Here is a 25,259-nt window from a genome sequence, read left to right as displayed (position 1 = left end):
GGCTGGACGCGGATCTCCGGCCTGCACCTGTACACGCTGCTGCTGATCGCCTGGCTGATCCTGCCCATCGCGATCATGATCCTGTTCGGGTTCAACGACATCCAGGGCAAGCAGAACTTCCGCTGGCAGGGCTTCACGCTCAAGTGGTACGCGCGGCTGTTCGACAGGAGCGACCTCACCGCCGCCGTCGTCAACTCCCTGACCATCGCGCTGCTCAGCACCCTCATCACCACGGTCCTCGGGACGTTCGCGGGCCTCGCGCTCGGCCGGTACCGGTTCCGCGGCAAGGGCTCGACCAACCTCCTGCTGTTCATGGCGATCTCCTGCCCGGAGATCGTGATGGGGGCGTCGCTGCTGTCGATGTTCGTCACGTTCAACCTGCCGCGCGGCTACCTGACGATCCTCGTCGCGCACGTGATGTTCTCCGTCGCGTTCGTGGCCGTGACCGTCCGCGCCCGCGTCGTCGGCCTCGACCCCGCGGTGGAGGAGGCGGCGCAGGACCTCGGGGCGGGGCCGTGGACGCGGTTCCGCCTCGTCACCCTGCCGATGATCATGCCGGGGGTGCTGGCGGGTGCGCTGCTCGCCTTCGTGCTGTCCGTCGACGACTTCATCATCACCAACTTCACCAGCGGCGCCACCGTGACGTTCCCGCTGTGGATCTACGGCTCGACCAGGACCGGGACGCCGCCGCAGGTCAACGTGATGGGGACGCTCATCTTCGCGGTCGGCGTCGTGATCGCGGTCCTCTCGGCGCGGCGCACGTTCCGCGCGTCCCGCTGATGGACCGCAGGCGACGGAGCAGAGGCATCATCGTGGGGGAGCGGAGGACGACGTGGACGTGGTGAAGGCGCTCGCGGACGCCGGTCCGGAGCCGTTCTGGCTCCAGGACCCGGCCCGTCCCGAAGCCGGCCCCGCCCTGGCCGGTGCGCGGACGTGCGACCTCGCCGTCGTCGGCGGCGGGTACAGCGGCCTGTGGACGGCCCTGCTCGCGAAGGAACGCGACCCGTCCCTGGACGTCGTCGTCCTGGAGGCGGGCCGGATCGGCGGAGCCGCGTCCGGGCGCAACGGCGGGTTCTGCGCCGCGAGCCTCACCCACGGGCTGGACAACGGCCTCGGACGCTGGCCGGACGACATGCACACGCTCGAACGCCTCGGCTGGGACAACCTGCGCGCCATCGCCGACGCACTGGCGAGGTACGGCATCGACGCGGAGTGGGAACCCACCGGCGAGATGAGCGTCGCGACCGAGGAGTGGCAGGTCCCCGCGCTCGAAGAGGAGGCGGAGAAGGCGTACGAACTCGGCTGGGAGCCCATTCTCCTCGGCCCCGACGCCGTCCGCGCCGAGGTCGACTCGCCGGCTTTCCTCGCCGGGCTGTGGGACCGCGACGCCGTCGCGATGGTGCATCCCGCCAAGCTCGCCTGGGGCCTCGCGGACGCCTGCCGCTCCCTCGGCGTGCGCGTCTTCGAGAACACCCGCGTCACGGGTCTGCGCTCCGACGGTGGCGGGCTGCGGCTGGCCGCCCGGCACGGGACGGTCACCGCCCGGCGCGTCGCCCTCGGCACCGGCCCGTATCCGTCGCTTCTGAGGCGCGTTCGGGGCTTCGTCGTCCCCGTTTACGACTACGCCCTCGTCACCGAACCGCTCACCGCCGCCCAGCGCAAGGCCATCGGCTGGCAGCACCGTCAGGGACTCGGTGACAGCGCCAACCAGTTCCACTACTTCAGGCTCACCGCGGACGACCGGATCCTGTGGGGCGGCTACGACGCCGTCTACCACTATGGCAGCGGGCTCCGTCCCGACCTGGAACGCCGCCCCGCGACGTACGCGACTCTCGCCCGGCACTTCTTCAGCACGTTCCCCCAGCTCGAAGACGTCGGCTTCACCAACGCGTGGGGCGGTGTGGTCGACACGTGCAGCCGCTTCTGCGCGTTCTTCGGGACGGCCTACGACGGCAGGCTCGCATACGCGGCGGGCTACACCGGCCTCGGTGTCGGAGCCACCCGCTTCGGGGCCGACGTCATGCTCGACCTTCTGCACGTCGGGCTGGCGCCCGGCGAGGAGACCGAGCGGACACGGTTGAAGATGGTGCGCTCCAAGCCCGTCCCGTTTCCGCCGGAGCCGTTCCGGTACGGCGTCATCGAACTGACCCGCCGCGAGATCGCCCGCGCGGACCGCAACGCCGGACGCCGCGGGCTCTGGCTCCGCACCCTGGACCGCCTCGGCCTGGGCTTCGACTCCTGATCGGCGGCGAACTCGAGGGCTAGTCGGGGGACTCGTCGATGGTGCCGAAGATGACGGACGACACCTCGAGGTAGAGCTGCTCCGGGTACGGCATGAACCCGATGTTGCGGATCGCCTGCTTCTGGCCCGCGGACTCCGTGACGAACTCGCCGTAGCCGAGCATCCGCCCGGCCATGGAGCGGTTCAGTGTGATGTCGGTGACCTTGGACAGCGGCATCATCGCGACGCTGCGGTTGAGCACCCCCTTGATCACCATCACCCGGTGCTCGGTGACCAGGAAGAACTCCAGCGACCAGGCGATGACCTTCCAGAGCAGGTAGCCGATCGTGAGCAGCCAGAGCCACCAGATCCACATCAGGCCGGCGACCGCGCCCGCCGCGCCGCACAGGACGAGCCCGGCGACGACGATCGCGACCGGCGGGATGAGGACCGCCGGGTGGCGGCGGACCGCGATGACGCGCCCCTCATGGGACATGAGGTACTTGTCGACGGTGCGCGACGAGTTGTCGTGCTGCACCATCATGTCCTGCAGATTCACGGCGGCGTCCTCGTCATGATCCGGTTGGTCCAACGGTAGCCGACGCGGTCCCGCCGCCGCAGGGGCCGCGCGGTAAGGGATTCGGGGCCTTGTCGAAGGGGGATCGGCGGCTTGATGATGATCGGCATGGACGGCGTCAGGGAGCCCGCGGCGGAGCCGCACGGCCGGGCGGACGCGGGCGGGACGCGGGGGGCGCGGGGCGAGTTCGCGCCGGACGTGACGGGACGTCCCATCTGGCGGCTGCTGCTGCGGGGCCTCGGCGTGTACCTGCCCGGCTGGGAGATGCCGGCGGGCGCGCTGCGCGTCCGGGACGGTGCGGCGCCCGGGTTCGGGCCGCCCGCGTACCTGAACGGCGACGCCGGGTTCGGTGTGCAGGTCCCCGACCGGCGCAAGGGGCTGGAGCCCGACCGGGAGATCTACGTCCGCGGCCGGGAGAACCCGAGCTTCGGCATCGTCGTCGCGGGCCCGGCGGCGGCGATCGGCAGCCGCGTCGTGGACGCCGGGGGGCTGATGCGGTTCGCGCGGCGGCTGACGTTCGAGGAGCTGTTCGACACCGGCGACGCCGACTCCGTCCCGTACGCGGTCCGGGGGGCGCGGGCGGTGGAGAACGCGGTGTTCCTCGACCGCGCGGCCGGGATCGGGCTCTGCGCGGAGGTCGACCCGGTGACGCGCGACCTCACCTGCCCGCTGTACGTGCGGCTTGGCGGCCCGGCGGAGCGGACCGTGCGGGTCTACGGGGGCGCCACGCCTTATGGGGCGGCCCAGCCGGTGAGGTCCCACAGCTGATGGGACGGCAGGCGCCGCAGCCGGACGGTCGCGGCGGCCGGGTCCCAGAACACCTCGTCGCTCTCCAGCTCCAGTGACTGCGCGGCGGTCAGCACGGCGCACAGGAGCTCCTCACGCGTCCTGACGGCCATGAGCGGGCCGATCTGCGCGACGGCGCCCGAACACTCCGACAGCGTCCGCAGCAGGGCTTTGAGGGCCGCCTCGTCCTCGGGCGGCCGGGCCGGCTCGACGCCCGGCGGGACGCCCGGTTCGACCCTGGCCGGCCCGCGTCTGGACCCGCCGCCCGGCGCGCCCTCCTGCAGGCCGTTGCGCAGCCCGTTGCGCGGCAGGTCGGCGCCGGTCGAGATGAGCAGCGCGCTGAACGACCCCGCGAGGTCCTCGGCGGCCTGGCCGCCGAGGAAGTACCGGCGGCGCTCGGGGGAGCCGGGCGCGGGGCCGTCGGACCCCTCGGCCGTGCGGAAGCGGACGTTCAGCCGGCTCGCCCGCACGCACCGCTCGTACATCTCGCCGAGGATGTCGTCGAGCTGGTCGTCGCGCGTCCACAGCCGCCCGGTGGCGGTGACGGCGTCGCCGTGGGCGCGGGGACGGCCGGTGAGCGCCGCCGTGACGGTTTCGTCCAGCTCGCCCTCGGTGAACTGCAGCAGCTCGGCGACGACGTCCTCGACGTCCTCCAGCGTCCGGGTGAGGGTGCGCTGCAGCGCCAGGATCTCCTCGCCGCCGCGTTCCAGGTCGGCCAGCCGGTCGAGGGCGGTGTCGACCTTGCCCTCGACCTCGTCGCCGCCCGCCCGGGTGACGGCGCGGACCGACGTCTCCACGTCGCCGAGCTTGCGGCGCAGCGCGGCGAGCGTGATCCGCTGCTGTTCCAGGTCGCGCAGCCGGCCCGCCTGGGTCCGCAGGAAGTCGTCGGCCTGGTGGACGAGGCCCGCCAGCTCCTCCACCTGCCCGGTGTTCTGCCGCAGCCGGGTGTCGAGCGCGGGCAGCACGTCCTGCTTGACCCGCGACAGTTCGGCGGTGAGCTGCTCGCCCACCGTGACCAGGACGTTGTTCTGCTTGGTGACCTGCTCGTTCAGCTCGTCGATCCGGCGGGTGAAGGCGTTCGACTGATCCCGGCTCTGCTTGCCCGCGTACAGTTCGAGCGCCCCCACCACGACGCACATCACCACCAGGATGACCGTCGTCATTGCACTCCTCGGGCGTGACGGTGATTACCGGACCGGGTTTTGATCGCGACCATAACTTACGATCACGCGGGCCGACCGGAACTTACGTAACCGACTGATCTCAGTGACCGGCCGGTCTCACGGCCCTTCTCACGCCATTCCGTGAGCAATTCCGTGCCGTCGGTGACGGCCGGTTCAGATGCAGCCTTCGAATTGCGGGACGGTGGTGGTGAGTTCAAGCCCGGTGGGGCCGAACCATCGGTTCAGCTGCAGCCGGACCGTGTCGTCCTGGTACATCTTCGTGATCGCCTCGTTCACGGCCTCGCAGCCGTCCACGTCGTCCTTCTCGAGGCCGACGCCGTACCGCTCGTCCGAGAACGGCTCGTTCACGAGCTTCATGTAGTCGCCCGTCTTGGCCGCCATGGAGGCGAGGCCGGCGAGGATCAGGTCGTCGGTGGACACGGCGTCGAGTTCGCCCGCGATCAGTTTGTTCAGGCAGTCGGTGTACCCCTTGGCCTGGACGGGCACCGCGGAGACGCTCTGCTCGGTGCGCACGCGGTGGAACGACTGCGACCCCGCGACCGAGCAGAGCCGTTTTCCGCCGAGATCGTGCAGGTTCCGGATCGAGGCGGGATTGGCCTTGCGGACGAGGATGTCCTGGTGGGCGACGTAGTACGGCCCCGCGAACCCCACCATGGTCTTGCGTTCGGGCGTGATCGAGTAGCTGCCGACGACGAGGTCGACCTCACCGGACACGATCGCCTCCTCACGCTTCTCCGAAGGCACCGGCGAGAACGACACCTTCCTGGCGGGGAATCCCAGATTCCTGGCGAGTTCCTTGGCCACCGTGACGTCGAAGCCGTCGTAGGAGTCGTAGCGGCCGGACACGGCCCCGGGGATCTGGCGGCCCAGGCCCGGCTGGTCCGTCTGGACGCCGATGGTGAGGAACTCCTCGCCGACGAGGGAGCCCGCCGCGGCGTCCGCCGTGCCGCAGGCCGCCGCGGCGACGACCGACGCCGCCGCCAGCACCGCCGCCGCCGCCCGCTTCACCGAGCCGGCGGGACGTGCGGCCGGTGTCGTCACCTCGACCACCGGTACTCCGCGAGGCGGGGACGCACTCCGACCAGCACGAGCAGGGCGATGATGACGCCCGCGGCCGGGAGGACGGCGTACCAGCCGCTCGTCCCGTCGTCCCCGTCCTTCACGGCCTCGTCGAACGCCTTCTGGTGGATCCCGATCAGCTCCTGCAGGGACCGGTCGTACTTGGCGAAGTCCGCCGCGGCCGTATTGCGCGCGGCCACGGCCTGGGCGCCCTGCTCGTTGTGGACGAGGTCCCTCATCCGCCGGTCGTTCGCCTGCACCTTCTGGTAGTCGCGCAGCACCTTGTTCAGGCCGTCCACCAGTTCGGCCCGCTCCTTTCCAGGCTCCGTGGGCCTGTTGGCCTCGGTGCCGAGAAAGCCCAGGAACGGCGCACGTCCGGGCTCCCAGGACAGCTTGTTCTGCACGGCCTGGTTGTACTCGGTCAGATTGCCGGCCTTCAGGTACAGGACGGTCTGGGACTTGCTCAGATAGACCTGCTCGTAGGCGTCGGCCCGTTCCGGGTCGAGGAGGAAACGGGTCTCGTCGGCGCTCGCGCTGTTGCTGATGGCGCGTGCCCGCGCGAGGGCGAGGATCGAGTCGAAGCCGTCCTCCTTGGCCTTGCGGAGATGGTCCGCCTGACCGGACAGCATGGTGGCGCCCGCGACGACCAGGACGAGTGAGCCGAGCGTGGCCAGCGCCAGCGGAATGTTCATGAGCCGGCGGAAACGCCTGGACAGGTACAACTGGAAACCGGCCAGGGTGGCGAGCAGCGCCAGCCCGATCGCGATGATCCACGTGCGCCCGCTGAGGACCGCCGACCGCTTGTCCTCATAGGTGTGCCGGACGAGGGTGCCGTTGTCGAGCGTGAGGTTGTACGCCTTGGGCAGCAGATCCAGCTTCATCAGGTCGGTCGCCTGCCGGTAAAGGTCGATGACCTCCTTGGACGGCGGGCCGGACGCGCGGTCGGACTGCCGGTCCAGCATCAGGGCCTGCCCGGCGAGCCGTTCGTAGCGGCCCAGCGCGTCGAGCACGTCGCGGGCCGTGTTCTCCTCGGTCCTCTCGTCGGCGAGCTTGGCCGCCTTGAGCAGCGCGTCGCCCGCCTTCAGCCGGTTGTCGTCGTAGCGGGCCAGCGCCTTCTCGCGGCCGTCGCCCGCCGCGCCGCCTATCAGCAGCGCGTTGGCGAGCTGGGAGTCCATGTCGGTGAGCTGGAAGTAGAGGTCGCCGGTCGCGACGACCTGCGGGCCGGCGTCGTGCCCGATCACCCGCACGCCATCGCGCGCGTTCGCGATCGCCGCCCACGTGATCGCCAGCAGCGCCACCAGCAGGACGATCGCCAGCGCCGTCAGCGTCCGGAGGCGGGTCGCGACCGTGCGCGGCAGCATCCTGGCGACACGCGACGGCGGCGCGCCGGGGGCCCGCCTGAGCAGCCCTGACGGGCGCCGCCGGTCGGGCGGGCCCGGCTGCGGGGCGGGGGCGGGCTGCCGGCCCGTCGCGGGAGCCGGCTGAACGGCCGTCATGTCGCCTCGCCTCGGGTGATGGTGATGGTGGTCCATGCGCCCACGTGGATCCTGTCTCCGTCGGAGAGCCGGACTTCCACGTTGTAGGGGATGGGCTCGGTCGACCCGTTCATGCAGGTCCGGTTGGTGGATCCGGGGTCGACCAGCGTCCAGGTGCCGTCCGGCTTGGCCAGCAGGACCGCGTGGACGTGGGAGACGCCGGGGTCCTCGGGCGGCTCGCGCAGGTCGATCTCGGGCGGGGACGGCTGGGAGGAGCTGCGCCGGCCGATGCGGATCTGCTGTCCGACGAGGGGAATGCTCCTCGGGGGCGCGTACGGCGGGAACGTGAGCGACGCCGAGTCGGGGCCCTCCTCGGCGATGACCCGGTCGTAGTAGTCGCGGTCGGCCGTCACGACCGCCGTCCAGGCCGTCCCGGGGACGGGCGGCGCGGGGATCGGCGGAGCCGGCACCGGAGGCGCGGGCACGGGCGGTGCCGGTACCGGCGGGGCGGGGACGGGCGGCTGCGGGACGGGAGGCGCGGGCGGCGGAGGACCGGGTGCTGGCCCGGGGCCGGGCGGTCCCGGGACGTGTGCTGCCGGCTGGGACGGCCTCGCCGGGGCCGTCTTCGGCGTGGGCTTGCCGCCGCCCGTGGCGAAGTCGTAGCCGCACGCCTCGCAGAAGCGGTCGGTACCGGGCGTCCCGCAGTCCGGGCAGGCCGTCGCTCCGCCGCCGGTGCCTCCGCCGGGCGGGGCGGGCGGGGCATGCGGTACGGGCGGGCCGGGCGAGGCGCCCGGGCCGGAGCCGGAGCCGGGGCCGGACGAGGCGGCGCTGACGCGCTCGCCGCAGACGTCGCAGTAGTCCGGCGACTGTGAGGTGTGTCCGTTGGGGCAGTTCGCCATGTTCAGTGCTTGCCCGGGCGCGGAGTGGTCAGGGTCTCGTCCTTACGTGTCCGGACGGTCTTGCTGGAACGGGTGTCGAGCTCCATCTCGTCGGCCTTGTCGACGTTGCGCTTGAGCCGGACGGTGCCGGTCGCGGGATCGACGACGTCCACGACCTTGCGCAGCATCGCGGTGATCGCGTCGTTGCCGGCCTCGTCGGCGAGCACCACCGCCCGGCCGAGCCGCGCGGTCGCGGTGTCGAGGTCGCCGTCCTTGCGGGCCTGCAGCCCCTCCTGGATGACGGAGGCCAGCTCGGCCTGCCCGGTGTAGTGCGCCACCCTCGGGTTGATCCTCGTGGACTGGACCTCGTCGTCCGTCCACTGGGCGAGGACGTTGCCGCTCGCGAGGACCTGCGCCTCCTCGCCGGGCGCCCCCGGCACGACCAGCTTGACCCACGCGGCGCGCAGTTCCTTGCCGATCTCGCCCGGCGGGACCTCCACGCAGATGTGGTAGTCGCGGCTCTCGGCGCCCCACGCGCCGAGCGGGTAGTCGCCCGCCTGCGGCGCCGACTCGACGCGCTTGCCGGTCAGGTCCTCCACCGAGGGCATGACCTGCTTGACGAACCGCAGGCTCGCCGTCTGCGGCGTCCACACCCGCAGGGCGACGTCGGCGACGGCCTTGCCCATCGCCGCCTCCGTCATCGCCTGGAAGTCGGCGACGAGGCCCGCCGGGTCGGCGACGATGTCGACGCTGCCGAGCAGCGCGGACGCGATCTTGCGCAGTTCGGCGACCTCCCAGTCGGTGCCGACGCCGCGGCAGTCGCAGACGAACCGGCCGCCGCAGCGGAACAGGACCGCGTCGAGCTCCTCGGGCGTCTCATGCTGGTTCTTGCCGTCGGTCAGCAGGATCGCGTGCCGGATGCCGCCCCGGTCGTCGTCGAAGAGCTCGTCGGCCAGCCGCAGCCACGACCCGATCGCGGTGCCGCCGGACGCCTTCAGTCCGTTCAGCGCCCGCTTGGCCTTCTGCCTGCTCTGCGCGTCGGCGGCGACGAGGCCGCCGTGCTGCGGGTAGACCATCGAGGCGGTGTTGGATCCGGAGATGACCGCGAACTCCACGCCGTCGCGGAGCGTGTCGATCGCGACCTGCGCCGCCGCGACCGCCGCGCGCAGCTTGGTGTCGGGGTAGGACATCGAGCCCGAGGTGTCGATGATGATGACCTCGGACGCCTTCGCGGTGGACGCCGCCGCCGCGACGCCGCCCTCGGCGGTCGCCTCCACGGACACGATGGCGTGCACCTCGCGGCCGCCCTCGGGCAGGAACTTGTTCTGGTCGATCTTGACGGTGAACTGTGGCTGCTCGCTCATCGGGGCTGCTCCGTGCTCTGCGGGGTGCTCTCATGGATGCGGCTCTGCGGGGCGGTGGGGGACGGCAGCGGGATCACCGCGACCGTGATGTTGTCTCGGCCGCCCGCGTCCAGGGCGTGGCGCACCAGCGCCCGCGCGACGCCGAGCGGGTCGGCCGCCGGGTCGTGCCCCGGATCCGGTGCGGGACCGCCCGTCCCGTTCACGGCGCCGGGGCCGGCGGCCAGCAGCGCCGCGATGTCGCGGGCCGCCGGGAAGTAGTTCCACAGGCCGTCGCTGCAGACCAGCAGCGTGCCGGGGCCCGCCGGGCGGAACGTCGCCACGTGCGGGCTGACCTGCCCGGCGTCGGCGCCCAGCCACGCCGTGATGACGTGCGCGTTGGGGTGCTCCTCGGCCTCCGCCTCGGTCAGCGAGCCCTGGGCGACCATGAACGCGGCCCACGAGTCGTCCTCGGTGAGCCGGCGGGACGGGCCGAGCTCGGCCATGTCGCCGGTGCTCACCTCCGCCTCGTCCGGGCCCGCCGCCTCGTCCGGGCCCGGTTCCCGCGCGCCGTCCGCGCCGCCCTCGCCGGGGTCCACGGCGCCGTCGGCGGACAGCCAGTAGACGCGGCTGTCGCCGATCCAGCCGACGGTGACGGCAGGGCCGCGCGTCACCGCCGACACGTACGTGCACGACGGCGCGTCGGACGGCGACGTGGCCAGCGCGGCGACCGCCGCGGCCGCGCTGAGCGCCGCGCCGCGGGTGGCGTCCTCGGGGTCCTCGCCGGAGTCGAGCAGCGCCACCAGTTCGGCGGCGCCGGTGTCGGCGGCCGTGCGGGAGGCGTCCTCGGGACGCTGCGAGGAGCCGACGCCGTCGGCCACCACGGCGGCGACCCCGGCGGAGTGGGCGGCGATGGCGAGCGCGTCCTCGTTGCGGGGGTAGCGCCGGCCGCGATCGCTCGCGCCCGCCGCGATCACCGGCCGGGCCCCGTTCCCGTCGCCGGCCGCCGGAAGCTCGATCTCGACGTGGTCGCGTTCCGCGGGCTGGCGCAGCCCGCACGTCTCGCAGTAGCCGTCCGCGTCGATCGCCGTCCCGCCGCAGCCCGGGCACGGCCGCCCGCCCGCCCGCCGGCCCGCGGACGACGAGCTCTGCCTGATCGTGGCGTCAGGTCGTCCCTCCGCCGAGCCCGTGCCGGCCTGTTCGGCGGGCGGCGCGTCGGCGACCCGGTGGCCGCACTCCTCGCAGAAGATCTCCCCCGGATACACCATCTCGCCGCAGGACGGGCACGACAGCTCCGCCGCCTTGGCCCCGACCGGGTCCGCCCCGTTCTGATCGTCTGTCACAGCAGCGTCCTCGGGCGTACGGCGTTGGCGGAGTCGACGAGCCGGCGGCATTCGTCCCGGTCCCTGGTGCGCCGTGCCAGCTCCCGGTACGTCCCCTCCAGCAGCTGGCGCAGCGGCGCCTCGGCGAGCGGGGAGCCGAGCAGGGAGCCGCCCTGCGCACCGCCCGTGGCGCCGGGACCGTCCAGGAGCCAGTCGAGCGCGGCCTCCAGGACCTCGGCGGCGAGCCGGTCGCGGCGTTCGGCGTCCAGGTCGAGCGCGGTGAGACGCCCGCCCGCGGCGACCAGCTCGGCCGCCGTCAGCTCCGCCGCCGGACGGCCCCGCACCGCCGTCGCGACCGCCGCCACCTGGGCGGGCACGTACCGGATCGAGATCTTCGGCACCGAGTCGAGCGCGGCGACCGCCGCGCGCCGGTCGCCCGCCGCCAGATGGACGCGGGCGAGGCCGAACGCCGCGTTGATGTAGCTCTGGTCGGTCCGCCACACCATCTCGTACAGGCGGACCGCCTCGGCCGGCGCCTTCGGCTCGCGGCAGTAGGCGAGGGCCAGCTTGGGCGCCGCCTCGCCGGGCAGCAGCCCGTACAGCCGGTCGAAGCGCGGTTCGGCCGCGTCGACGTGGCCCTGGGAGAGCAGCGCGACCGCGCGGTACCAGTCGATCCGCCAGTCCCCGGGGCGGTCGGCGGCGACCTCGTCCAGCAGCCCGCCCGCCTCGTCGGGGCGGCCGAGCTCGATCTGGGCGCGGGCCTGCGCCAGCTTGACCTCGGGGGTGCGGACCGGGGCGTTCGCCGCCGCCTCGGCGGCCTGCTCGGGCTCCAGCGCCGACAGCCCCGAGACGAACGCGGCGGCGGGGTCGGACCCGTCGACCAGCGGCACCGGCAGCGCCGCCGCGGCCACGGCCGGCGGGACGGGCGGCAGCGCGGACTCGTCCGACTCGCCGCCCGCCATCCGCGTCGCGAACCGCTCCGGCCCGAACAGCCCGGACGGCGCCGGAGGCGGCGCACCGCCCTGCGCGGCCAGGACCTCGCGCAGCACACCGGTGAGCTGCTCGGCCATCTCCCCCGCGTCCTGGAACCGCTCCGCCGGGTCCTTGTGCGTGGCGCGGCGCAGGAAGCGGTCGAACGACTCGAACCGCTGGAGCAGCGGGATCTCCGCGCGCGGCGGAAGGGAGTCGACGTACGTCCTGGTGTAGCCCCGGAACGGGAAGCTCAGCACGGCCAGCGCGCGGCCGACCGTGTAGAGGTCGGACGAGATGGACGGACCGTCGTCGGCGATCTCCGGGGCCTGGTAGCCGACAGTGCCGTAGATGGCGCCGTCCGGGTCGTCCAGCCGCCGCACGCCGCCGAGGTCGATCAGCCTGAGCTCCTCCGCGGACTGGATCACGTTGTCCGGCTTGAAGTCGCAGTAGACGAGGCCCTGGGCGTGCAGGTACTCGAACGCCCGCAGCACCTCCAGCCCGTACGCGATGGCCTGCGGGAGGGGGAGGTGCTTCTCGCCGCGCGCCTGCGGCTGCTGGAGCAGGATGTCCTTGAGGGACTGCCCGCCCACGTACTCCATGACGATGTAGCCGTCGCCGTCGTGCTGGACGAAGTTGTAGATCTTGACGATGTTGGGGTGCTCGACCTCGGCGAGGTAGGCGCGCTCGGCCGCCGCGGCGGCCATCGCGTCGGCGTCGCCGCTGTCCAGCAGGCCCTTGAGCACCACCCACCGGTCGCTGACGTTCCTGTCCTTGGCCAGGTAGATCCAGCCGAGGCCGCCGTGGGCGAGGCAGCCCAGCACCCCGTACTGCCCGCCGACGAGGTCGCCCGGGTTGAGCTTCGGGGTGAAGGAGAAGCGGGTGCCGCACTTGGCGCAGAATCCCTCGGTGCGTCCCGGCCGGTCGCCGCGTCCCCGGCCGACCTGCTCGCCGCAGTTGCTGCAGAACCGCTTGCCCTCGGCGACCTGCGGGTTGCTCATGACCGCGGTGGACGGGTCCCGGTACGGGACGCGCGGCACCTCGACGAGCCCCGCGCCGAGCATTCCGCGGCGTCCGGAGGAGCGCGCCGACCCGGTTCGGGTGCTGCCCGTCCGCGTGGCGCCGGTGGCGGAGCTTCCGGCCGTGCCCGCGGTGCCGCCGCGGGACGTGAGGGTCGTGTGGGCGGGCGGTGAGCCGCACACGTCGCAGTAGCCGTCCATGATCGTCCCGGTGCAGCCCGGCTGGCGGCACCCGTCGTCGGGCACGGCGGCCGGAGGGCGCGGGGCGGGCACGCTCGGGGCGCTCGCCGGGGGATTGCCGCAGACGTCGCAGTAGCCGTCGGAGATGGTCCCGGTGCAGCCGGGTTGCATGCACCCGTTCGGCGGGGTAGGAGCGGGCTGCGGGGGAGGGGTGGACGGCGGGCTCGTGGAGGCGGCCACGCCGCATAGGACGCAGTATCCGCCGTCGACGGTTCCGCCGCAGCCCGGCTCGGCGCACTGGCTCATCGATTCGTTCCCTTCGCCCGCGCGTTGATGGCCTGCTGGTATTCCGACAGCGTCACGGTCGCCTTCCGGAGATCGCAGGGAGAGGTCCACAGCATTCCGCGGGCCCGGTCGTAGATCCGGGCCAGCTCGGCGTCCTCGGCGTGCCCGAGCCTCGCGGCCTTCACCCGGTAGGCCTCCAGCCGGCCGCGCAGTTCCTCGCGCCGGTCCAGCAGGCCGCGGATCACACCGGCGGTCTCGCGGGCGCGTTCCAGCGCGCCGTTCGCCGCCTTCTCCAGATCGGCGACCCGCGCCGCCAGATCGGTCCAGCCGCCGCCGCGCGCCGCCGCCGCACCCTGTCCCGGACGGCCGACGGCGGCGAGCCGGTCGGCGAGGGAGGCGGACATGTCGGGCAGGTCGGGCAGCACCGGTGAGGCGATCTTGGCGAGCACCTCGTCGCGGAGGCGGCGGGCCTCCGCCTCCGTGCCGCGCAGCAGGTCCAGGACGGCGGCGACGCCGCGGAGGCGGTCGGCGAACCCGTCGCGCACCCGCTCCGCCTCCTCCAGGCCGCGGCGCACCTCCGCCAGGCCGGTGCGGATCACGTCCAGCCGCCCGGTGTCGGCGCGGTCGCCGCGCGCCAGCGCCATCGGGTCGCCGCGCACGAGGGCGGCGACGGCGTCGAGCTCGGCGCGGAGCCGGTCGAGCTCGGGCTCCGCCCCGCCGAGGGAGTGAAGCAGGTCCTCCGCGGCCCGGCGCTCGGCCTCCACCTCGGCGAGCCGCGACAGCAGCGCCGACCAGACCGTGTCGAGCGCCGCGACCGCCTGCGCGACCTCCTCGTACAGCGGGGTCATCCGCTCGACCGCGGCCCGCAGCGTCAGCTTCTCCCCTGAGGGGACCGACAGCAGCGTCCGCCGTTCCAGCGGCACCTCGGTGACGGGCAGCTCGACCGACGGACCGGCGAGCAGCCGGGTGAGCTCGGTGAGCTGCGCCTGCCCCGGCTTGGGGTGCCGGGCGCGGAGATCCTCGGCGGCGCCCAGCGCCCGCCCGTAGAGATCGAACAGGCCCCACAGCGAGGCCATGCCCGCACGCACTTCGGACTGCACGCGCAACGTCTCGCCGTCCAGTGCCGCCCCTTCCAGTAACTGGTAGCCCTGGTGGACCTCCAGTTCGAGCAGTGCCGTGCTGATGCGCTCCTTCTCGTCGCGGAGGCGCGCCAGCGTGCGGTCCACCTCGTCACGGCTCATCGGAGGCCGGCCCATGCGCGCGTCACTCAAGGCCGGTCCGCCGATGGCCCATGTCCGCCCCGTTTCCCCCAAGTTGAGCACGTTTCGGTGTCCAAGTTTTCACCATGCGCGGTCGCGTTCTCAACCATGTAACCGATCATCGTCCCCCGGGCTCCCCAACTGCGTCACACGACCCGATCCGGCCGTGCCCGAACGCTGCAAAATGTCAGTGTTCGAACGTATGATCGAACCATGGCGAACGTTGCGACGCACCCCCAGACCGCGCCCACCGCACCCACCGCGCTCACCGCGGCGGAGATCGCCGCCCTCGCGCTCTCCCTCGCGCACCTCGGCGCCGGCCCGCAGGCCACGACCGCGCGCCGGGCCCTGCACGCCCTCCTCGACGCCACCCCCGCCGACGAGGTGGTCACCACCACGCTCGGCACCCTCACCACGCCGCTGGACGCCTCCACCTCCGACCGCGCCCGCGTGATCGCCGCCGCCATCACCGAGCACCGCGTCGTCCGGCTCTGCTACGGCGACGCCGGCGCCAACGTCACGATCCGCGAGGTCGAGCCCGTCACCTGCCTCGTCCACCGCGACCACTGGTACCTCGTCGGCTGGTGCCGCATGCGCCGCGGCGTCCGCGCCTTCCGCTTCGACCGCATCCTCGCCGTCGAGTCCACCGGCCTCCTCGCCCGCCCCCGCCGCGCCGACCGCTACCTGCCGTTCCAGCGCAAGGCCGCCTGAGCCGCGCCGGCCGGCCCGCGGCGCGCGCGGAACCCCGCCGCGCCGCGGGCGTAGCATTGCGGCGGTGAGTGTTCAGGATGTCTTGGCTCATCTGCAGCGGCTCGGCATGTCCGGGTATGAGGCCAAGGCCTACGTGGCGCTGGTGGGGGCGGGGCGGCCCGTCAACGGGTACGAGGTCGCCAAGCGCTCCGGGGTGCCGCGCAGCACCGTGTACGAGACGCTCGGCAAGCTCGTGTCGCGCGGGGCGGCGTACGAGGTGCGCGGGTCGTCCGACGCCACCGAGTACCTCCCGCTGCCTCCGGAGTCCCTGCTGGACCGCATGCGGCGCGAGTTCGACGGGTCGGTGTCCGCGCTGCGGTCGGCGCTGCCGGCGGTCGCCGCCGCGCCCGAGGGGCACCTGATCCACAACCTCAAGGACGCCGACGCGATGCTCGACCGGGCCGGGGACGTCGTCGCGGGCGCGCGCCGGGACCTGTTCGCGTCGATCTGGCCGGAGGAGATGCGGGTGCTGCGCGGCCCCCTGCTCGCGGCCGCCGACCGGGACGTCGAGGTGTCGGTCGTGTCGTTCGGAAAGGAACCGTTCGACGGGCCCGGGAACGTCCACGAGCACCGCTACTCGGCGCCCGAGGCCGTTCTGGAGGATCTCGGGTACCGGCTCATCGTGGTCGTCGGCGACCGGCGCGAGGCCGTCGTGGGCGGGTTCGGGGAGGGTGCGGCGTGGGGCATCTACACCGCCGACCCGGCCGTCGCCCTGATGGCCGCCGAGTACGTCCGGCAGGACATCGTCCTGCAGATCCTCGCCGACCGGGTCGGCGCCGCCGAGCTGGACCGCCTGTTCGCCGCGGACCCCGGCCTGCGCCGGCTGCTCGGCAGGCGCTGACTACACGTCCACGGTGCGGTCGGCGGCCGCCGCGACGACGGCGGTGAGGTCGCGGGTCCGGGCGTGCACGGCCCGCTGGACCTGCGCGCCGTTGCCGCGTTCCAGCAGGTCGTGGAGCATCGAGGTGACGGCCTTCAGATCGCCGGACCTTTCCAGCGCCGGGCTCAGATGATCGAGGAGCGCGCCGACGACCTCGCGGGCGGGGGCGGCGCACCGGGTGGACGGGTGGACGAGGTCGCCGCGCAGCCCCGACCGCCCGGCCCGCCACATCGCCAGCCGCATGAGGTCGGCCCGCACCGGGTCCGGCGGCTCGCCCCGGTGCCAGGCGCCGGCGGCGGTGTCGACCAGGGCCCGCACGCACGCCGCCATCAGCACGGCGTCGCCGGCGTCCAGGCACACGTCCGGCACGCGGATCTCCACGGTCGGGTAGTGCCGCGACAGCCGGGCGTCGAAGTAGATCATGCCCTCGTCGACCAGCGCGCCGGTCGCGAGGAGGGCCTCCACCGTCGCCCGGTACGCCTTCGCCGAGCCGAACAGCTCGGTCGGGCCGCTGGACGGCCAGCGTCCCCACACCTGGTGCCGCCAGCTCTCGTAGCCGGTGTCGGAGCCCTGCCAGAACGGCGAGTTCGCGCTGAGGGCCAGCAGCGGGGGCAGCCACGGCCGGATCCGGTCCAGGACGGCGACGCCCTCGTCGGGGGACTCGATGCCGACGTGCACGTGGCAGCCGCAGGTGAGCTGCTCGTCGGCGGTGGTCCCGTAGACGTCGGCCATCCGGCGGTAGCGGTGCGACGGGGTCAGCGACGGGCGCACGACGACCGGGGACGTCGCGAGGGCGGCCACCGCGACGCCGACACCGGCCGCCGACTGCGCCGCCGCCAGCCGCGCGGACCTGATGTGGTCGGACAGCTCGCCCAGCGAGGTGCACACCGGGGTGGCCGTCTCCAGTTGCTCGCGCTGCAGTTCGGTCTCCAGCGGCTTCGACCGCCGCCCGCCGGTGAGGAACAGCTCGTCGTGCCGCTGCGCGTACCGGATCACGGAACCGGAGATCGACTGGGGCACGCCCGTCACGGGGTCGACGAGGAGCAGCTCCTCCTCGACCCCGAACGTACGGGGACCCAGGTGAACGGTCACCAGGTGTTCCTGCCCGTCAGCGCGCCGATGTACAACCCGGAACGGCAACGTCCGGGCCGGGCCGCCGGCCGGGGCGGGCCGGTCGCGGGCGCCCCGCGCCGGAGATCACCGGACGCCGTCGCCCAGCCACATGGCGAGCAGCGTCCCGGTCTCCTCCTGCCGGTCGGTGTAGAGCATGTGCCCGGCCTCGATCTCGGTGATCACCAGGCCGGGGCCGAGCGCCGCGCGGCAGTCGACGACGAACTCGGGCCGCACCAGGTCGGCCCGCGTCGCGATCACCAGGTGCGTGGGCATGTCCGGGGGCGGGGTCAGGTGGGGGCGGGCCATCTCCGAGTACGCGGTCACGACGGCGGCCGGCTCGTACCGCCAGCGCAGCCGGCCATCCGGCTCGTGTTCGAGGTGCTCGGCGACCTCGTCGTCCACCGCCTCGCCTGGCGCCTCGGGCCACCGCGCCGCGCGGGCGGCCCGGGCCTCGGCGACGTCGGCGAACGACACCGGCGCCATGTGGCCGCGCGCCTCCCTCGCCGCCTCCGCCGGGTCCAGCCCGATCGCCGGGTCCAGCAGGACAAGACGCCGTACCCGCCGCGGCGCCGTCCGCGCCAGATGCAGCGCGATCATCCCGCCGTAGGAGTGCCCGACGAGGTCGGCCCGCTCGATGCCCTCCGCGTCCAGGACGGCGAGGACGTCCGCGACGTGCCGCTCGACCGTCCACGGCGGCTCGTGCGGTGATCGCCCGTGCCCGCGCAGGTCGGGCGCCAGGACCAGCCGGTCCGCCAGATGCCGCTCGGCGGTCCGCCGCCAGCGCGCCCCGTGCCCGCTGACCCCGTGCAGCACGACGACCGGGGGGCCCGACGGATCCCCGTACCGATGAACATGCAACGCAGCGTCCGTCATGGAGTGAAGCGTATGCGGGGAAGGCCCGTCCCGGACGGCCTTCACCGGCCAATCCGGTGTCAGGGGCGCTCCCAGCGCACGGAGCTGAGGGCCAGGAGGGCGACGTGGAGGGAGACGCAGGAATCCACGTCGTCGAGGTCGGCGTCCAGGACGCGCTCGATGCGGCGGAGGCGCTCGTAGAAGGCGGGACGGGACAGGTGGGCATGCTGGGCGGCGACGGCCTTGTTCCGCCCGGATTCGAGGTACAGCTCCAGGATGCGGGTGAGGTCGCTGCCTCGCTGGGCGTCGTACTGCAGGAGGGGCCCGAGCTCGCGTTCCACGAACGTCTGGACGCGGGCGTCGTCGCGGAGCAGATGCAGGAGGCCGCGCAGGCGCAGGTCGGGGAGCCTGTAGTACAGGCGGGCGCCGGAGCCGCGCGCGGCGACGTCGGCGACCTGCTCGGCCTCCAGGAAGGAGCGGCGGACGTCGCGGATCGTCTCGACGACGGACCCGGCCGCCATCACCGTGTCGCCGGACCGCTTGCGGACGCGGGTGGCGACCTCGGTGAGCGCCGTCTCCACGTCGGCGCGGGCGGGCAGCGAGGCCAGGACGCCGACGCGGGCGTGCGGGCCGCCCTCGTCCAGGACGCCGACGAGCGCGGCGAGCCGGGCGTCCTTGCAGGCGGCGGCGGCCGTCTCGGCGAGGGCGGACAGTTCCCCGACCGGCGGGGCGGGCGTGCCGGGGCCGCGGTGCCTGAGCACCACGCCGAGCAGCCGCCGGCCGGACAGCGGGACGCCGAGCGCGCGGGCGCGGGCGGCGGCCTCCTGCGGGTCGGAGTAGGCGTGCGCGAGGATGCGGGCGATGATCGTCCCATGCGCCTGGCGTTCGACGCTCTCGGCGTGCCGGTCGAGGAGGCGGCCGAGGGCGAGGGTGGTGGCGGCCCGCTCGATCAGGACGGTCTCGCGGGGCGACGGCGGGGCGCCGAGGTCGATGATGAGCCGGCCCCAGTCCTCGCCGCGCGCGCCGACCATGGTCACCAGCCAGCCGGACGTCGCGTCGTAGCCGGTGCGGCGGCCGGGCCGGACGGGGCGGGAGCGGGTCTCCCACGCCGACAGCAGCTCGGACGGGTCGGCGCCGCCCGCGTCGGCGGCGAGCACCTGGTGGGCGAGGTTCTCCAGCACGACCGGGTGCCCGCCGAGCGCGGCGACCTGCCGGACGACCTCGTCGGTGGAGGCGCCCTCGACCGACAGCTGGGTGAAGATCTCGTGGAGCTGCTCGGAGGCGCGCAGCTCGGCGAACTGGTCCTGCACGATCCGGGCGTGCACGGACTCGGTGATGTCCACGAACGCGGGCTCGTGGGTGAAGACGATCACGGGGAGGCCGTGGTCCTCGGCGGCGGCGATCAGTGCGGGCGGCAGCGCGGTGGCGTAGCGGCGGCCCAGTTCGATCATGAGGCCGCTCACCCCGACGTCGGCGAGTTCGCCGATGTAGGCGCGCAGCGGCTCGGGCTCGTCCGGCAGCGCGATCCCCGTGGTGAGGACGAGTTCGCCGCCGTGCAGCAGGTGCGCGATGTCGGTCACCTCGGCGACGTGCACCCAGCGGACCCGGTTGCCGGTGCGGTCGGCGCCCGCGACGACGCGAGGCTGTCCGCGGCGGACCGCCTCAAGCCGGAGCACGTCGTCGACGGTAGGCAGCATCGACCACGAGGATATCCCGACAGGATGTCAAGGAGCGACCGGTCCGCCGTTACAGGATGTCAGCCCGCCAGCAGAGCGTTAAGCGCGGGCGCAGGGTCGTGACACTCTGCGGGTGGCCCCGGCGGCCTGCGGGAACGAGACTTGAGGCATGTCGGAACATGCGAATCTGCTCCGGCGCCACCAGGCGGTCCTGCCGTCGTGGATGGCGCTCAACTACACCGAACCCATCGAGATCGTCGGCGGCAAGGGCAGCCGTGTGACCGACGCCGAGGGCAACGGCTACCTCGACTTCTTCACCGGCATCCTGACGAACATGCTCGGCTACGACGTCCCGGAGGTGCGGGAGGCGGTGGAGCGGCAGCTCGCCACCGGCGTCGTGCACACCTCCACCGCGTACCTGCTGCGCGGGCAGGTCGAGCTGGCCGAGAAGATCGCCCGCCTGTCGGGGATCCCGGACGCGAAGGTGTTCTTCGCCAACTCCGGGACCGAGGCCAACGAGACGGCGCTGCTGCTGGCCGCGTACGCGCGCCGCAGCGACCAGGTCCTGGCGATGCGGCAGAGCTACCACGGCCGGTCGTTCGGCACGACGGGCATCACCGGCAACCGGGCCTGGACGAACGTGTCCTACTCGCCGCTGAACGTGCACTTCCTGCACGGCGCCGACCGGCACCTCCCGCAGTTCGCCGGCATGTCGGACGAGGCGTACATCGACGCGTGCGTGCAGGACCTCCGGCACGTCCTCGCCACCGCGACCGGCGGGGACGTCGCCGCGCTCATCGCCGAGCCGATCCAGGGCGTCGGCGGGTTCACGATGCCGCCGGACGGCCTGTTCGCCGCGTACAAGACCGTCCTGGACGAGTCCGGGATCCTGCTCATCTCCGACGAGGTCCAGACGGGCTGGGGACGGACGGGCCAGAGCTTCTGGGGCATCCAGAACCACGGCGTGACCCCGGACATGATGACGTTCGCCAAGGGCCTCGGGAACGGGTTCGCGATCGGCGGCGTCGTCGCCCGGGGCGAGCTGATGGACTCCCTGCACGCCCTCGGCGTCTCCACGTTCGGCGGCAACCCGATCTCGACGGCCGCCGCGAACGCGACCCTCGACTACGTCCTGGACCACGACCTGCAGGCCAATGCGGCGAGACAGGGCGCCACGATCATGGGCGGGCTGCAGGAGGCGGCGGGCCGCCTCCCCATCGTCAAGGACGTGCGCGGCAAGGGCCTGATGTTCGCGATCGAGCTGGCCGACCCGGGGACCGGGGAGCCGAGCCCGCCGATCACCGCGGCGGTGATGGAGGCGGCCCGCGAGCGGGGACTGCTGATCGGCAAGGGCGGCCTGTACGGAAACGTGCTGCGCATGGCGCCGCCGATGAACCTGACCGACGCCGAGGCCGCCGAGGGCCTCGGCATCCTGACCGCGTCCCTCGACGCGGTGAACGGGGAAGCCACCTCATGACCGAGAACAAGCACGTCACGCACTGGATCGGCGGCAAGCCGCACGCCGGCGGGGCCGAGCGGCGCGGCGACGTCTACGAGCCGGCGTCCGGGCGTCTCGCCGGGACCGTCGACTTCGCCGCGCAGCCCGAGGTCGACGCCGCGGTCGCCGCGGCGAAGGCCGCGTTCCCCGCCTGGCGGGACACCTCGCTGTCGCAGCGGACCAAGGTGCTGTTCAGGTTCCGCGAGCTGGTGAGCGGGCACCGGGACGAGCTGGCCCGGCTGATCTCGTCCGAGCACGGCAAGGTGGTCTCGGACGCGGCGGGCGAGGTGGCCCGCGGCCTGGAGGTCGTCGAGTTCGCCTGCGGGATCCCGCACCTGCTCAAGGGCGGTTTCTCCGAGAACGTCTCGACGCGGGTGGACGCCTACTCGATCCTGCAGCCGCTGGGCGTGGCCGCCGGGATCACCCCGTTCAACTTCCCGGCGATGGTGCCGATGTGGATGTTCCCGGTGGCGATCGCGTGCGGGAACACGTTCGTCCTCAAGCCGTCGGAGAAGGACCCGTCGGCGTCGGTCCGGATCGCGGAGCTGTGGGCCGAGGCGGGGCTGCCTGACGGGGTGTTCAACGTCCTCCACGGGGACAAGGCCGCGGTGGACGGGCTGCTGCACCACCCCGACGTCAAGGCGGTCAGCTTCGTCGGCTCCACCCCGATCGCCCGGTACATCTACGCGACGGCGGCGGCGAACGGCAAGCGGGTGCAGGCGCTCGGCGGAGCGAAGAACCACATGCTCGTGCTGCCGGACGCCGATCTCGACCTCGCCGCGGACGCCGCCGTGTCGGCCGGGTTCGGCTCGGCGGGGGAGCGGTGCATGGCGATCTCCGTCGTCGTCGCCGTCGACCCGGTCGGGGACGAGCTGATGGCCAAGGTCCGCGAGCGGGTCGCGAAGCTCAAGGTGGGCCCCGGCGACGACCCCGAGTCCGACATGGGGCCGCTGGTCACGCAGGCGCACCGCGACAAGGTCGCGTCCTATCTGGACGGCGGGGTCGCGCAGGGCGCCGCGCTCGCCATCGACGGCCGTGCCCTGGACGTCCTCGGCGGCGCAGGGGACGGGTTCTGGCTTGGTCCCACCGTTCTCGACCACGTCACCCCGGAGATGGACGCCTACAAGGACGAGATCTTCGGCCCGGTGCTGTCGGTGGTGCGGGCCGGCTCCTACGAGGAGGCCATGGAGCTGATCTCGGCCAACCCGTACGGCAACGGCACCGCGATCTTCACCAACGACGGCGGGGCGGCGCGCCGCTTCCAGAACGAGGTGGAGGTCGGGATGGTCGGCGTCAACGTGCCGATCCCGGTTCCGATGGCTTATTACTCCTTCGGCGGATGGAAGGACTCACTGTTCGGTGACAGCCACGCCCACGGGATGGAGGGCGTCCACTTCTACACCCGGACGAAGGCGGTCACCTCGCGCTGGCTGGACCCAAGCCACGGCGGGGTGAACCTGGGCTTCCCCACCAGCGGCTGAACCCCGTCCTTCCTGCGGATCGCCCGAACGTGCGGCCGGTCGCCATGACCGGCCGCACGTTCGTCCGTGTGGAAAACGGCGAATCGCCCAGAAAGTGGCAAAAGCTATCAAACCGAGCGGGCCGGGATCGCATGGCGTGAGAACCGTTCGCCCACCGTGAGAACGCCCAGGTCGGGGAGGTACGGGATTTTCCCACGCCCGTCGCTTTTCGTCGTCAATTTTCGTCCGGCGGCGGACGACGAATAATGCCAACACCCATTGACGGGCTCTGTGGCGGGCGACACAATCTGACTGTCTGCATTAAATGAGGCGAAATAATAAGTCAGGGTCCGCAGTCAGAAACATGAGGTCCGGAGCCGCCCGAGTCCGGTGGGGCCGATGTGCAGGAGAGCCGCGCTATGACCGCAGCCGACCACGCAGCAGAGGTGGACGCGCTCGCAAGGCGATTTCCGGGCTGGACCATTTGGTTCGGCCTGTTCACCGGCCACTGGTGGGCACTGCCGCCGAAGGACCGCGACGTCGGCGACTTCCTGGAAGCCGACACCCCGCAACGGCTCATCGCACGGATCGAGGTGGTCAAGCACGCCGCAACGAGCCGCCCCCTGATCGAGCACGATCGTCCGCGGACGTCCCGCGACACCCGGCCTGACGTGCGACGTCCCTCGAATCTCCTCCGTCTCGAGGGCGTCACACCGTCGCCGTTCGGCCGGGTACCGGCGATCGCGTGGCCAGGCAGCACTGCAAGGTGATCCGCTGTTCCCCAACCTCGCCACGCCCGCCGGTGCCGCCGCGGCCCCGGGAAGGACGGCAGTCCCCGCCATATCCCTCTCCAGCAACCTCCGTGTATGGCGCGGACGCCGGCACCCACCGTCCCCCGGGGTCGTGGCGGTTTCTCCATTAACAACCCGTCCGAAAACACCGATGTGGCAATCGGCCGCGGAAACTCGGGCGGGAATCGCCGGTCAATGGACACACTTGCCTTACCTTTGAGAAACGGAACCGGAAACACCGGGTCGCGATCAACGGTAAGCGCCGTGCGCGCCGCCGCGAGTCGGAGGGGAAATCGAAGAAAACCGGCGATCGGCTCGTGCCCGCGCGCCGGGACGCGCCGGAATGGCGGCCGGGGGCGGCGCGGACCGCCGTCCGGGGCGGGTACGGGCCTCCCCGCCGCGGCGGAGACGCTACGCTCGCCGACGGGCCCGTTCACGAGGGGGAGGGCCCCGGGCACGGATCGGGAGCGACATGCGGCTGAAGGCCACGGCGCGGGTCAGGATGTGGTCGGCCCTGGCGGCGGCCACCGCGCTCGCCGCCGCGGGCCTCGCCGCCTGCAGCGGCGAGGACGACGAGCCGGTCGGCGTCGCCAAGGCGGCGAGCACCCTCGGGCCGGGCGAGGGGATGCTCAACCTCGTCACCATGCCCGGATCGATCGAGAGCGGCACCAGCGACCCGCGCGTCGACTGGGTCACCCCGTTCCAGGAGCGCACCGGCTGCAAGATCGGGCTGAAGGTCGTCCAGACGCCCGAGGAGATGGCCGACCTGATGCGCGACGAGGACCGCCGCTACGACGGCGTCGCCGCGCCGCCCGAGGTCGCCGGGCGGCTGATCGCCGAGAACCAGGTCGCCCCCGTCAACACCGACCTCGTCGACGGCTACAAGAAGCTGGAGCCGAAGCTGCGCGGCCTGCTCAGGCGGGACGGCAGGCAGTACGGCATCCCGTACGTGTGGGGCTCGAACCTGCTCATGTACGACACCGGCGCCGTCCCGCCGCCGGCGAGCTGGGCCGCGCTGTTCGGTCCCGGGCAGGCCCGCCGGTACTCCGGGAAGCTGATCATGCGCGACAGCCCGCTGTCCATCGCCGAGGCCGCGCTCTACCTCAAGGGCGCGAGGCCCAAACTGAAGATCGACGATCCGTACTCGCTGACCCCCGGGCAGCTCGAGGCGGCCGGGCGCGTGCTGGCCGAGCAGCGCCCCCACGTCGGGGACTACTGGGAGCGGCCCGCCGAGGCCGTCAGCGCGTTCGCGGGCGGACGGGCCGTGCTGGGCCAGGGATGGCCCTACCACGTGGACGTCCTGAACCGCGCCGCCCGGCCCGTGCGCGGCGTCGTCCCGTCCGAGGGCGTGACCGGCTGGATGGACGCGTGGATGATCGGCGCACGGGTGGAGCACCCCAACTGCATGTACCAGTGGCTGCAGTGGACCGCGTCGCCGGACGTCCAGCAGCAGGTGGCGGAGTGGACCGGGGTGGCGCCCGCCAATCCGCAGGCGTGCTCCGGCGACCGGCTCAAGCCCGGCTTCTGCGCCGCCTACCATGTCGGCGACCGCGACTACCTCGACCAGATCGAGTTCGCGCACGCGCCGGCGAAGGACTGCGACGACGAGTCCGACAAGAACGACTGCACCGACTACGCCGAGTGGAAGAAGACGTGGATCGAGGCCACGAAGCTTTAGTGCGCTG

General features: G+C 72.9%; 21 protein-coding genes. 9 read left to right on the top strand and 12 right to left on the bottom strand.

The annotated features are described in order from the left end of the window. Nucleotides 1-75 precede the first annotated feature (75 nt). Both AB0C35_RS05585 and AB0C35_RS05580 read left to right on the top strand, forming a co-directional pair. Nucleotides 76-780: an ABC transporter permease gene (locus AB0C35_RS05585; protein WP_358451126.1), complete on the top strand. Its 705-nt coding sequence runs from the start codon at nt 76-78 to the stop codon at nt 778-780. Between the two features lie 52 nt (nt 781-832). After that, entirely contained in the window at nt 833-2,242 is a 1,410-nt protein-coding gene (locus AB0C35_RS05580; protein ID WP_358450966.1) for an FAD-dependent oxidoreductase, read from the top strand. Nucleotides 2,243-2,261: 19 nt separating this feature from the next. On the opposite strand, the gene AB0C35_RS05575 is transcribed toward AB0C35_RS05580, so the two are convergent. Beyond that, the gene (locus tag AB0C35_RS05575; protein WP_358450964.1) at nt 2,262-2,780 is read right to left on the bottom strand and encodes a PH domain-containing protein; all 519 of its coding nucleotides are present in this window, start codon (nt 2,778-2,780) and stop codon (nt 2,262-2,264) included. Between the two features lie 126 nt (nt 2,781-2,906). Between AB0C35_RS05575 and AB0C35_RS05570 the strand changes: the two genes are divergently transcribed. Then, nucleotides 2,907-3,566 (top strand): hypothetical protein, encoded by a 660-nt coding sequence (locus tag AB0C35_RS05570; protein WP_358450962.1) that lies wholly within the window; start codon nt 2,907-2,909, stop codon nt 3,564-3,566. Here the strand turns inward: AB0C35_RS05570 and AB0C35_RS05565 are convergent. The 8 genes from AB0C35_RS05565 to AB0C35_RS05530 form a co-directional block, all read right to left on the bottom strand. Next, the gene (locus AB0C35_RS05565; RefSeq protein WP_358450960.1) at nt 3,530-4,747 is read right to left on the bottom strand and encodes a hypothetical protein; all 1,218 of its coding nucleotides are present in this window, start codon (nt 4,745-4,747) and stop codon (nt 3,530-3,532) included. The genes AB0C35_RS05570 and AB0C35_RS05565 overlap by 37 nt on opposite strands. Nucleotides 4,748-4,921: 174 nt before the next feature. Next, complete coding sequence (locus AB0C35_RS05560) at nt 4,922-5,818, bottom strand: glutamate ABC transporter substrate-binding protein (protein WP_358450958.1); 897 nt, start codon at nt 5,816-5,818, stop codon at nt 4,922-4,924. Continuing rightward, nucleotides 5,806-7,323: a hypothetical protein gene (locus AB0C35_RS05555; RefSeq protein WP_358450956.1), complete on the bottom strand. Its 1,518-nt coding sequence runs from the start codon at nt 7,321-7,323 to the stop codon at nt 5,806-5,808. Before AB0C35_RS05555 ends, AB0C35_RS05560 begins: the two co-directional genes overlap by 13 nt. Continuing rightward, nucleotides 7,320-8,201, bottom strand: coding sequence for an FHA domain-containing protein (locus AB0C35_RS05550; protein WP_358450954.1), 882 nt, complete (start codon nt 8,199-8,201; stop codon nt 7,320-7,322). The genes AB0C35_RS05555 and AB0C35_RS05550 overlap by 4 nt, the downstream gene beginning before the upstream one ends. Nucleotides 8,202-8,203: 2 nt before the next feature. Continuing rightward, nucleotides 8,204-9,544, bottom strand: a complete 1,341-nt coding sequence (locus tag AB0C35_RS05545) for a VWA domain-containing protein (protein WP_358450952.1) — start codon at nt 9,542-9,544, stop codon at nt 8,204-8,206. Then, complete coding sequence (locus tag AB0C35_RS05540; RefSeq protein ID WP_358450950.1) at nt 9,541-10,863, bottom strand: protein phosphatase 2C domain-containing protein; 1,323 nt, start codon at nt 10,861-10,863, stop codon at nt 9,541-9,543. The genes AB0C35_RS05545 and AB0C35_RS05540 overlap by 4 nt, the downstream gene beginning before the upstream one ends. After that, entirely contained in the window at nt 10,860-13,316 is a 2,457-nt protein-coding gene (locus AB0C35_RS05535) for a tetratricopeptide repeat protein (RefSeq protein WP_358450948.1), read from the bottom strand. The genes AB0C35_RS05540 and AB0C35_RS05535 overlap by 4 nt, the downstream gene beginning before the upstream one ends. Continuing rightward, nucleotides 13,313-14,536: a hypothetical protein gene (locus tag AB0C35_RS05530; protein WP_358450946.1), complete on the bottom strand. Its 1,224-nt coding sequence runs from the start codon at nt 14,534-14,536 to the stop codon at nt 13,313-13,315. Before AB0C35_RS05530 ends, AB0C35_RS05535 begins: the two co-directional genes overlap by 4 nt. 231 nt (nt 14,537-14,767) lie before the next feature. Here AB0C35_RS05530 and AB0C35_RS05525 point away from each other — a divergent pair, with 231 nt between their 5' ends. Together AB0C35_RS05525 and AB0C35_RS05520 are read left to right on the top strand one after the other, a co-directional pair. After that, a complete protein-coding gene (locus tag AB0C35_RS05525; protein ID WP_358450944.1) occupies nt 14,768-15,265 on the top strand; it encodes a WYL domain-containing protein in 498 nt (165 codons plus the stop codon). Between the two features lie 64 nt (nt 15,266-15,329). Beyond that, complete coding sequence (locus AB0C35_RS05520; protein WP_358450942.1) at nt 15,330-16,145, top strand: helix-turn-helix domain-containing protein; 816 nt, start codon at nt 15,330-15,332, stop codon at nt 16,143-16,145. Here the strand turns inward: AB0C35_RS05520 and AB0C35_RS05515 are convergent, their stop codons facing one another. The 3 genes from AB0C35_RS05515 to AB0C35_RS05505 form a co-directional block, all read right to left on the bottom strand. Next, nucleotides 16,146-17,276 (bottom strand): glutamate--cysteine ligase, encoded by a 1,131-nt coding sequence (locus AB0C35_RS05515; protein ID WP_358450941.1) that lies wholly within the window; start codon nt 17,274-17,276, stop codon nt 16,146-16,148. 105 nt (nt 17,277-17,381) lie between these two features. Continuing rightward, complete coding sequence (locus AB0C35_RS05510) at nt 17,382-18,170, bottom strand: alpha/beta hydrolase (protein WP_358450939.1); 789 nt, start codon at nt 18,168-18,170, stop codon at nt 17,382-17,384. Between the two features lie 59 nt (nt 18,171-18,229). After that, nucleotides 18,230-19,846: a PucR family transcriptional regulator ligand-binding domain-containing protein gene (locus AB0C35_RS05505; RefSeq protein ID WP_358450937.1), complete on the bottom strand. Its 1,617-nt coding sequence runs from the start codon at nt 19,844-19,846 to the stop codon at nt 18,230-18,232. Between the two features lie 148 nt (nt 19,847-19,994). On the opposite strand from AB0C35_RS05505, the gene AB0C35_RS05500 reads away from it, so the two are divergent. The 4 genes from AB0C35_RS05500 (at nt 19,995) to AB0C35_RS05485 (ending at nt 25,252) form a co-directional block, all read left to right on the top strand. Continuing rightward, entirely contained in the window at nt 19,995-21,302 is a 1,308-nt protein-coding gene (locus tag AB0C35_RS05500; protein WP_358450935.1) for an aspartate aminotransferase family protein, read from the top strand. After that, nucleotides 21,299-22,804 (top strand): CoA-acylating methylmalonate-semialdehyde dehydrogenase, encoded by a 1,506-nt coding sequence (locus AB0C35_RS05495; RefSeq protein WP_358450933.1) that lies wholly within the window; start codon nt 21,299-21,301, stop codon nt 22,802-22,804. The genes AB0C35_RS05500 and AB0C35_RS05495 overlap by 4 nt, the downstream gene beginning before the upstream one ends. 398 nt (nt 22,805-23,202) lie before the next feature. Beyond that, nucleotides 23,203-23,553 (top strand): hypothetical protein, encoded by a 351-nt coding sequence (locus AB0C35_RS05490; protein WP_358450931.1) that lies wholly within the window; start codon nt 23,203-23,205, stop codon nt 23,551-23,553. Between the two features lie 493 nt (nt 23,554-24,046). Further along, nucleotides 24,047-25,252, top strand: a complete 1,206-nt coding sequence (locus AB0C35_RS05485; protein WP_358450929.1) for an ABC transporter substrate-binding protein — start codon at nt 24,047-24,049, stop codon at nt 25,250-25,252. Nucleotides 25,253-25,259 lie beyond the last annotated feature (7 nt).

It is taken from the genome of Spirillospora sp. NPDC048819 (assembly GCF_040650055.1).
Classification (GTDB): domain Bacteria; phylum Actinomycetota; class Actinomycetes; order Streptosporangiales; family Streptosporangiaceae; genus Spirillospora.
Note: the sequence above shows the minus strand (reverse complement) of the source record. Positions and strands in the feature narration are given on the sequence as shown.

Coding starts and splice junctions, on each gene's coding strand:
- AB0C35_RS05585 (WP_358451126.1), top strand. CDS start 76: ATGATCCTGTTCGGGTTCAACGACATCCAGGGCAAGCAGAACTTCCGC.
- AB0C35_RS05570 (WP_358450962.1), top strand. CDS start 2,907: ATGGACGGCGTCAGGGAGCCCGCGGCGGAGCCGCACGGCCGGGCGGAC.
- AB0C35_RS05565 (WP_358450960.1), bottom strand. CDS start 4,747: ATGACGACGGTCATCCTGGTGGTGATGTGCGTCGTGGTGGGGGCGCTC.
- AB0C35_RS05555 (WP_358450956.1), bottom strand. CDS start 7,323: ATGACGGCCGTTCAGCCGGCTCCCGCGACGGGCCGGCAGCCCGCCCCC.
- AB0C35_RS05550 (WP_358450954.1), bottom strand. CDS start 8,201: ATGGCGAACTGCCCCAACGGACACACCTCACAGTCGCCGGACTACTGC.
- AB0C35_RS05545 (WP_358450952.1), bottom strand. CDS start 9,544: ATGAGCGAGCAGCCACAGTTCACCGTCAAGATCGACCAGAACAAGTTC.
- AB0C35_RS05535 (WP_358450948.1), bottom strand. CDS start 13,316: ATGAGCCAGTGCGCCGAGCCGGGCTGCGGCGGAACCGTCGACGGCGGA.
- AB0C35_RS05530 (WP_358450946.1), bottom strand. CDS start 14,536: ATGAGCCGTGACGAGGTGGACCGCACGCTGGCGCGCCTCCGCGACGAG.
- AB0C35_RS05525 (WP_358450944.1), top strand. CDS start 14,768: ATGGCGAACGTTGCGACGCACCCCCAGACCGCGCCCACCGCACCCACC.
- AB0C35_RS05510 (WP_358450939.1), bottom strand. CDS start 18,170: ATGACGGACGCTGCGTTGCATGTTCATCGGTACGGGGATCCGTCGGGC.
- AB0C35_RS05505 (WP_358450937.1), bottom strand. CDS start 19,846: ATGCTGCCTACCGTCGACGACGTGCTCCGGCTTGAGGCGGTCCGCCGC.
- AB0C35_RS05500 (WP_358450935.1), top strand. CDS start 19,995: ATGTCGGAACATGCGAATCTGCTCCGGCGCCACCAGGCGGTCCTGCCG.
- AB0C35_RS05495 (WP_358450933.1), top strand. CDS start 21,299: ATGACCGAGAACAAGCACGTCACGCACTGGATCGGCGGCAAGCCGCAC.
- AB0C35_RS05490 (WP_358450931.1), top strand. CDS start 23,203: ATGACCGCAGCCGACCACGCAGCAGAGGTGGACGCGCTCGCAAGGCGA.
- AB0C35_RS05485 (WP_358450929.1), top strand. CDS start 24,047: ATGCGGCTGAAGGCCACGGCGCGGGTCAGGATGTGGTCGGCCCTGGCG.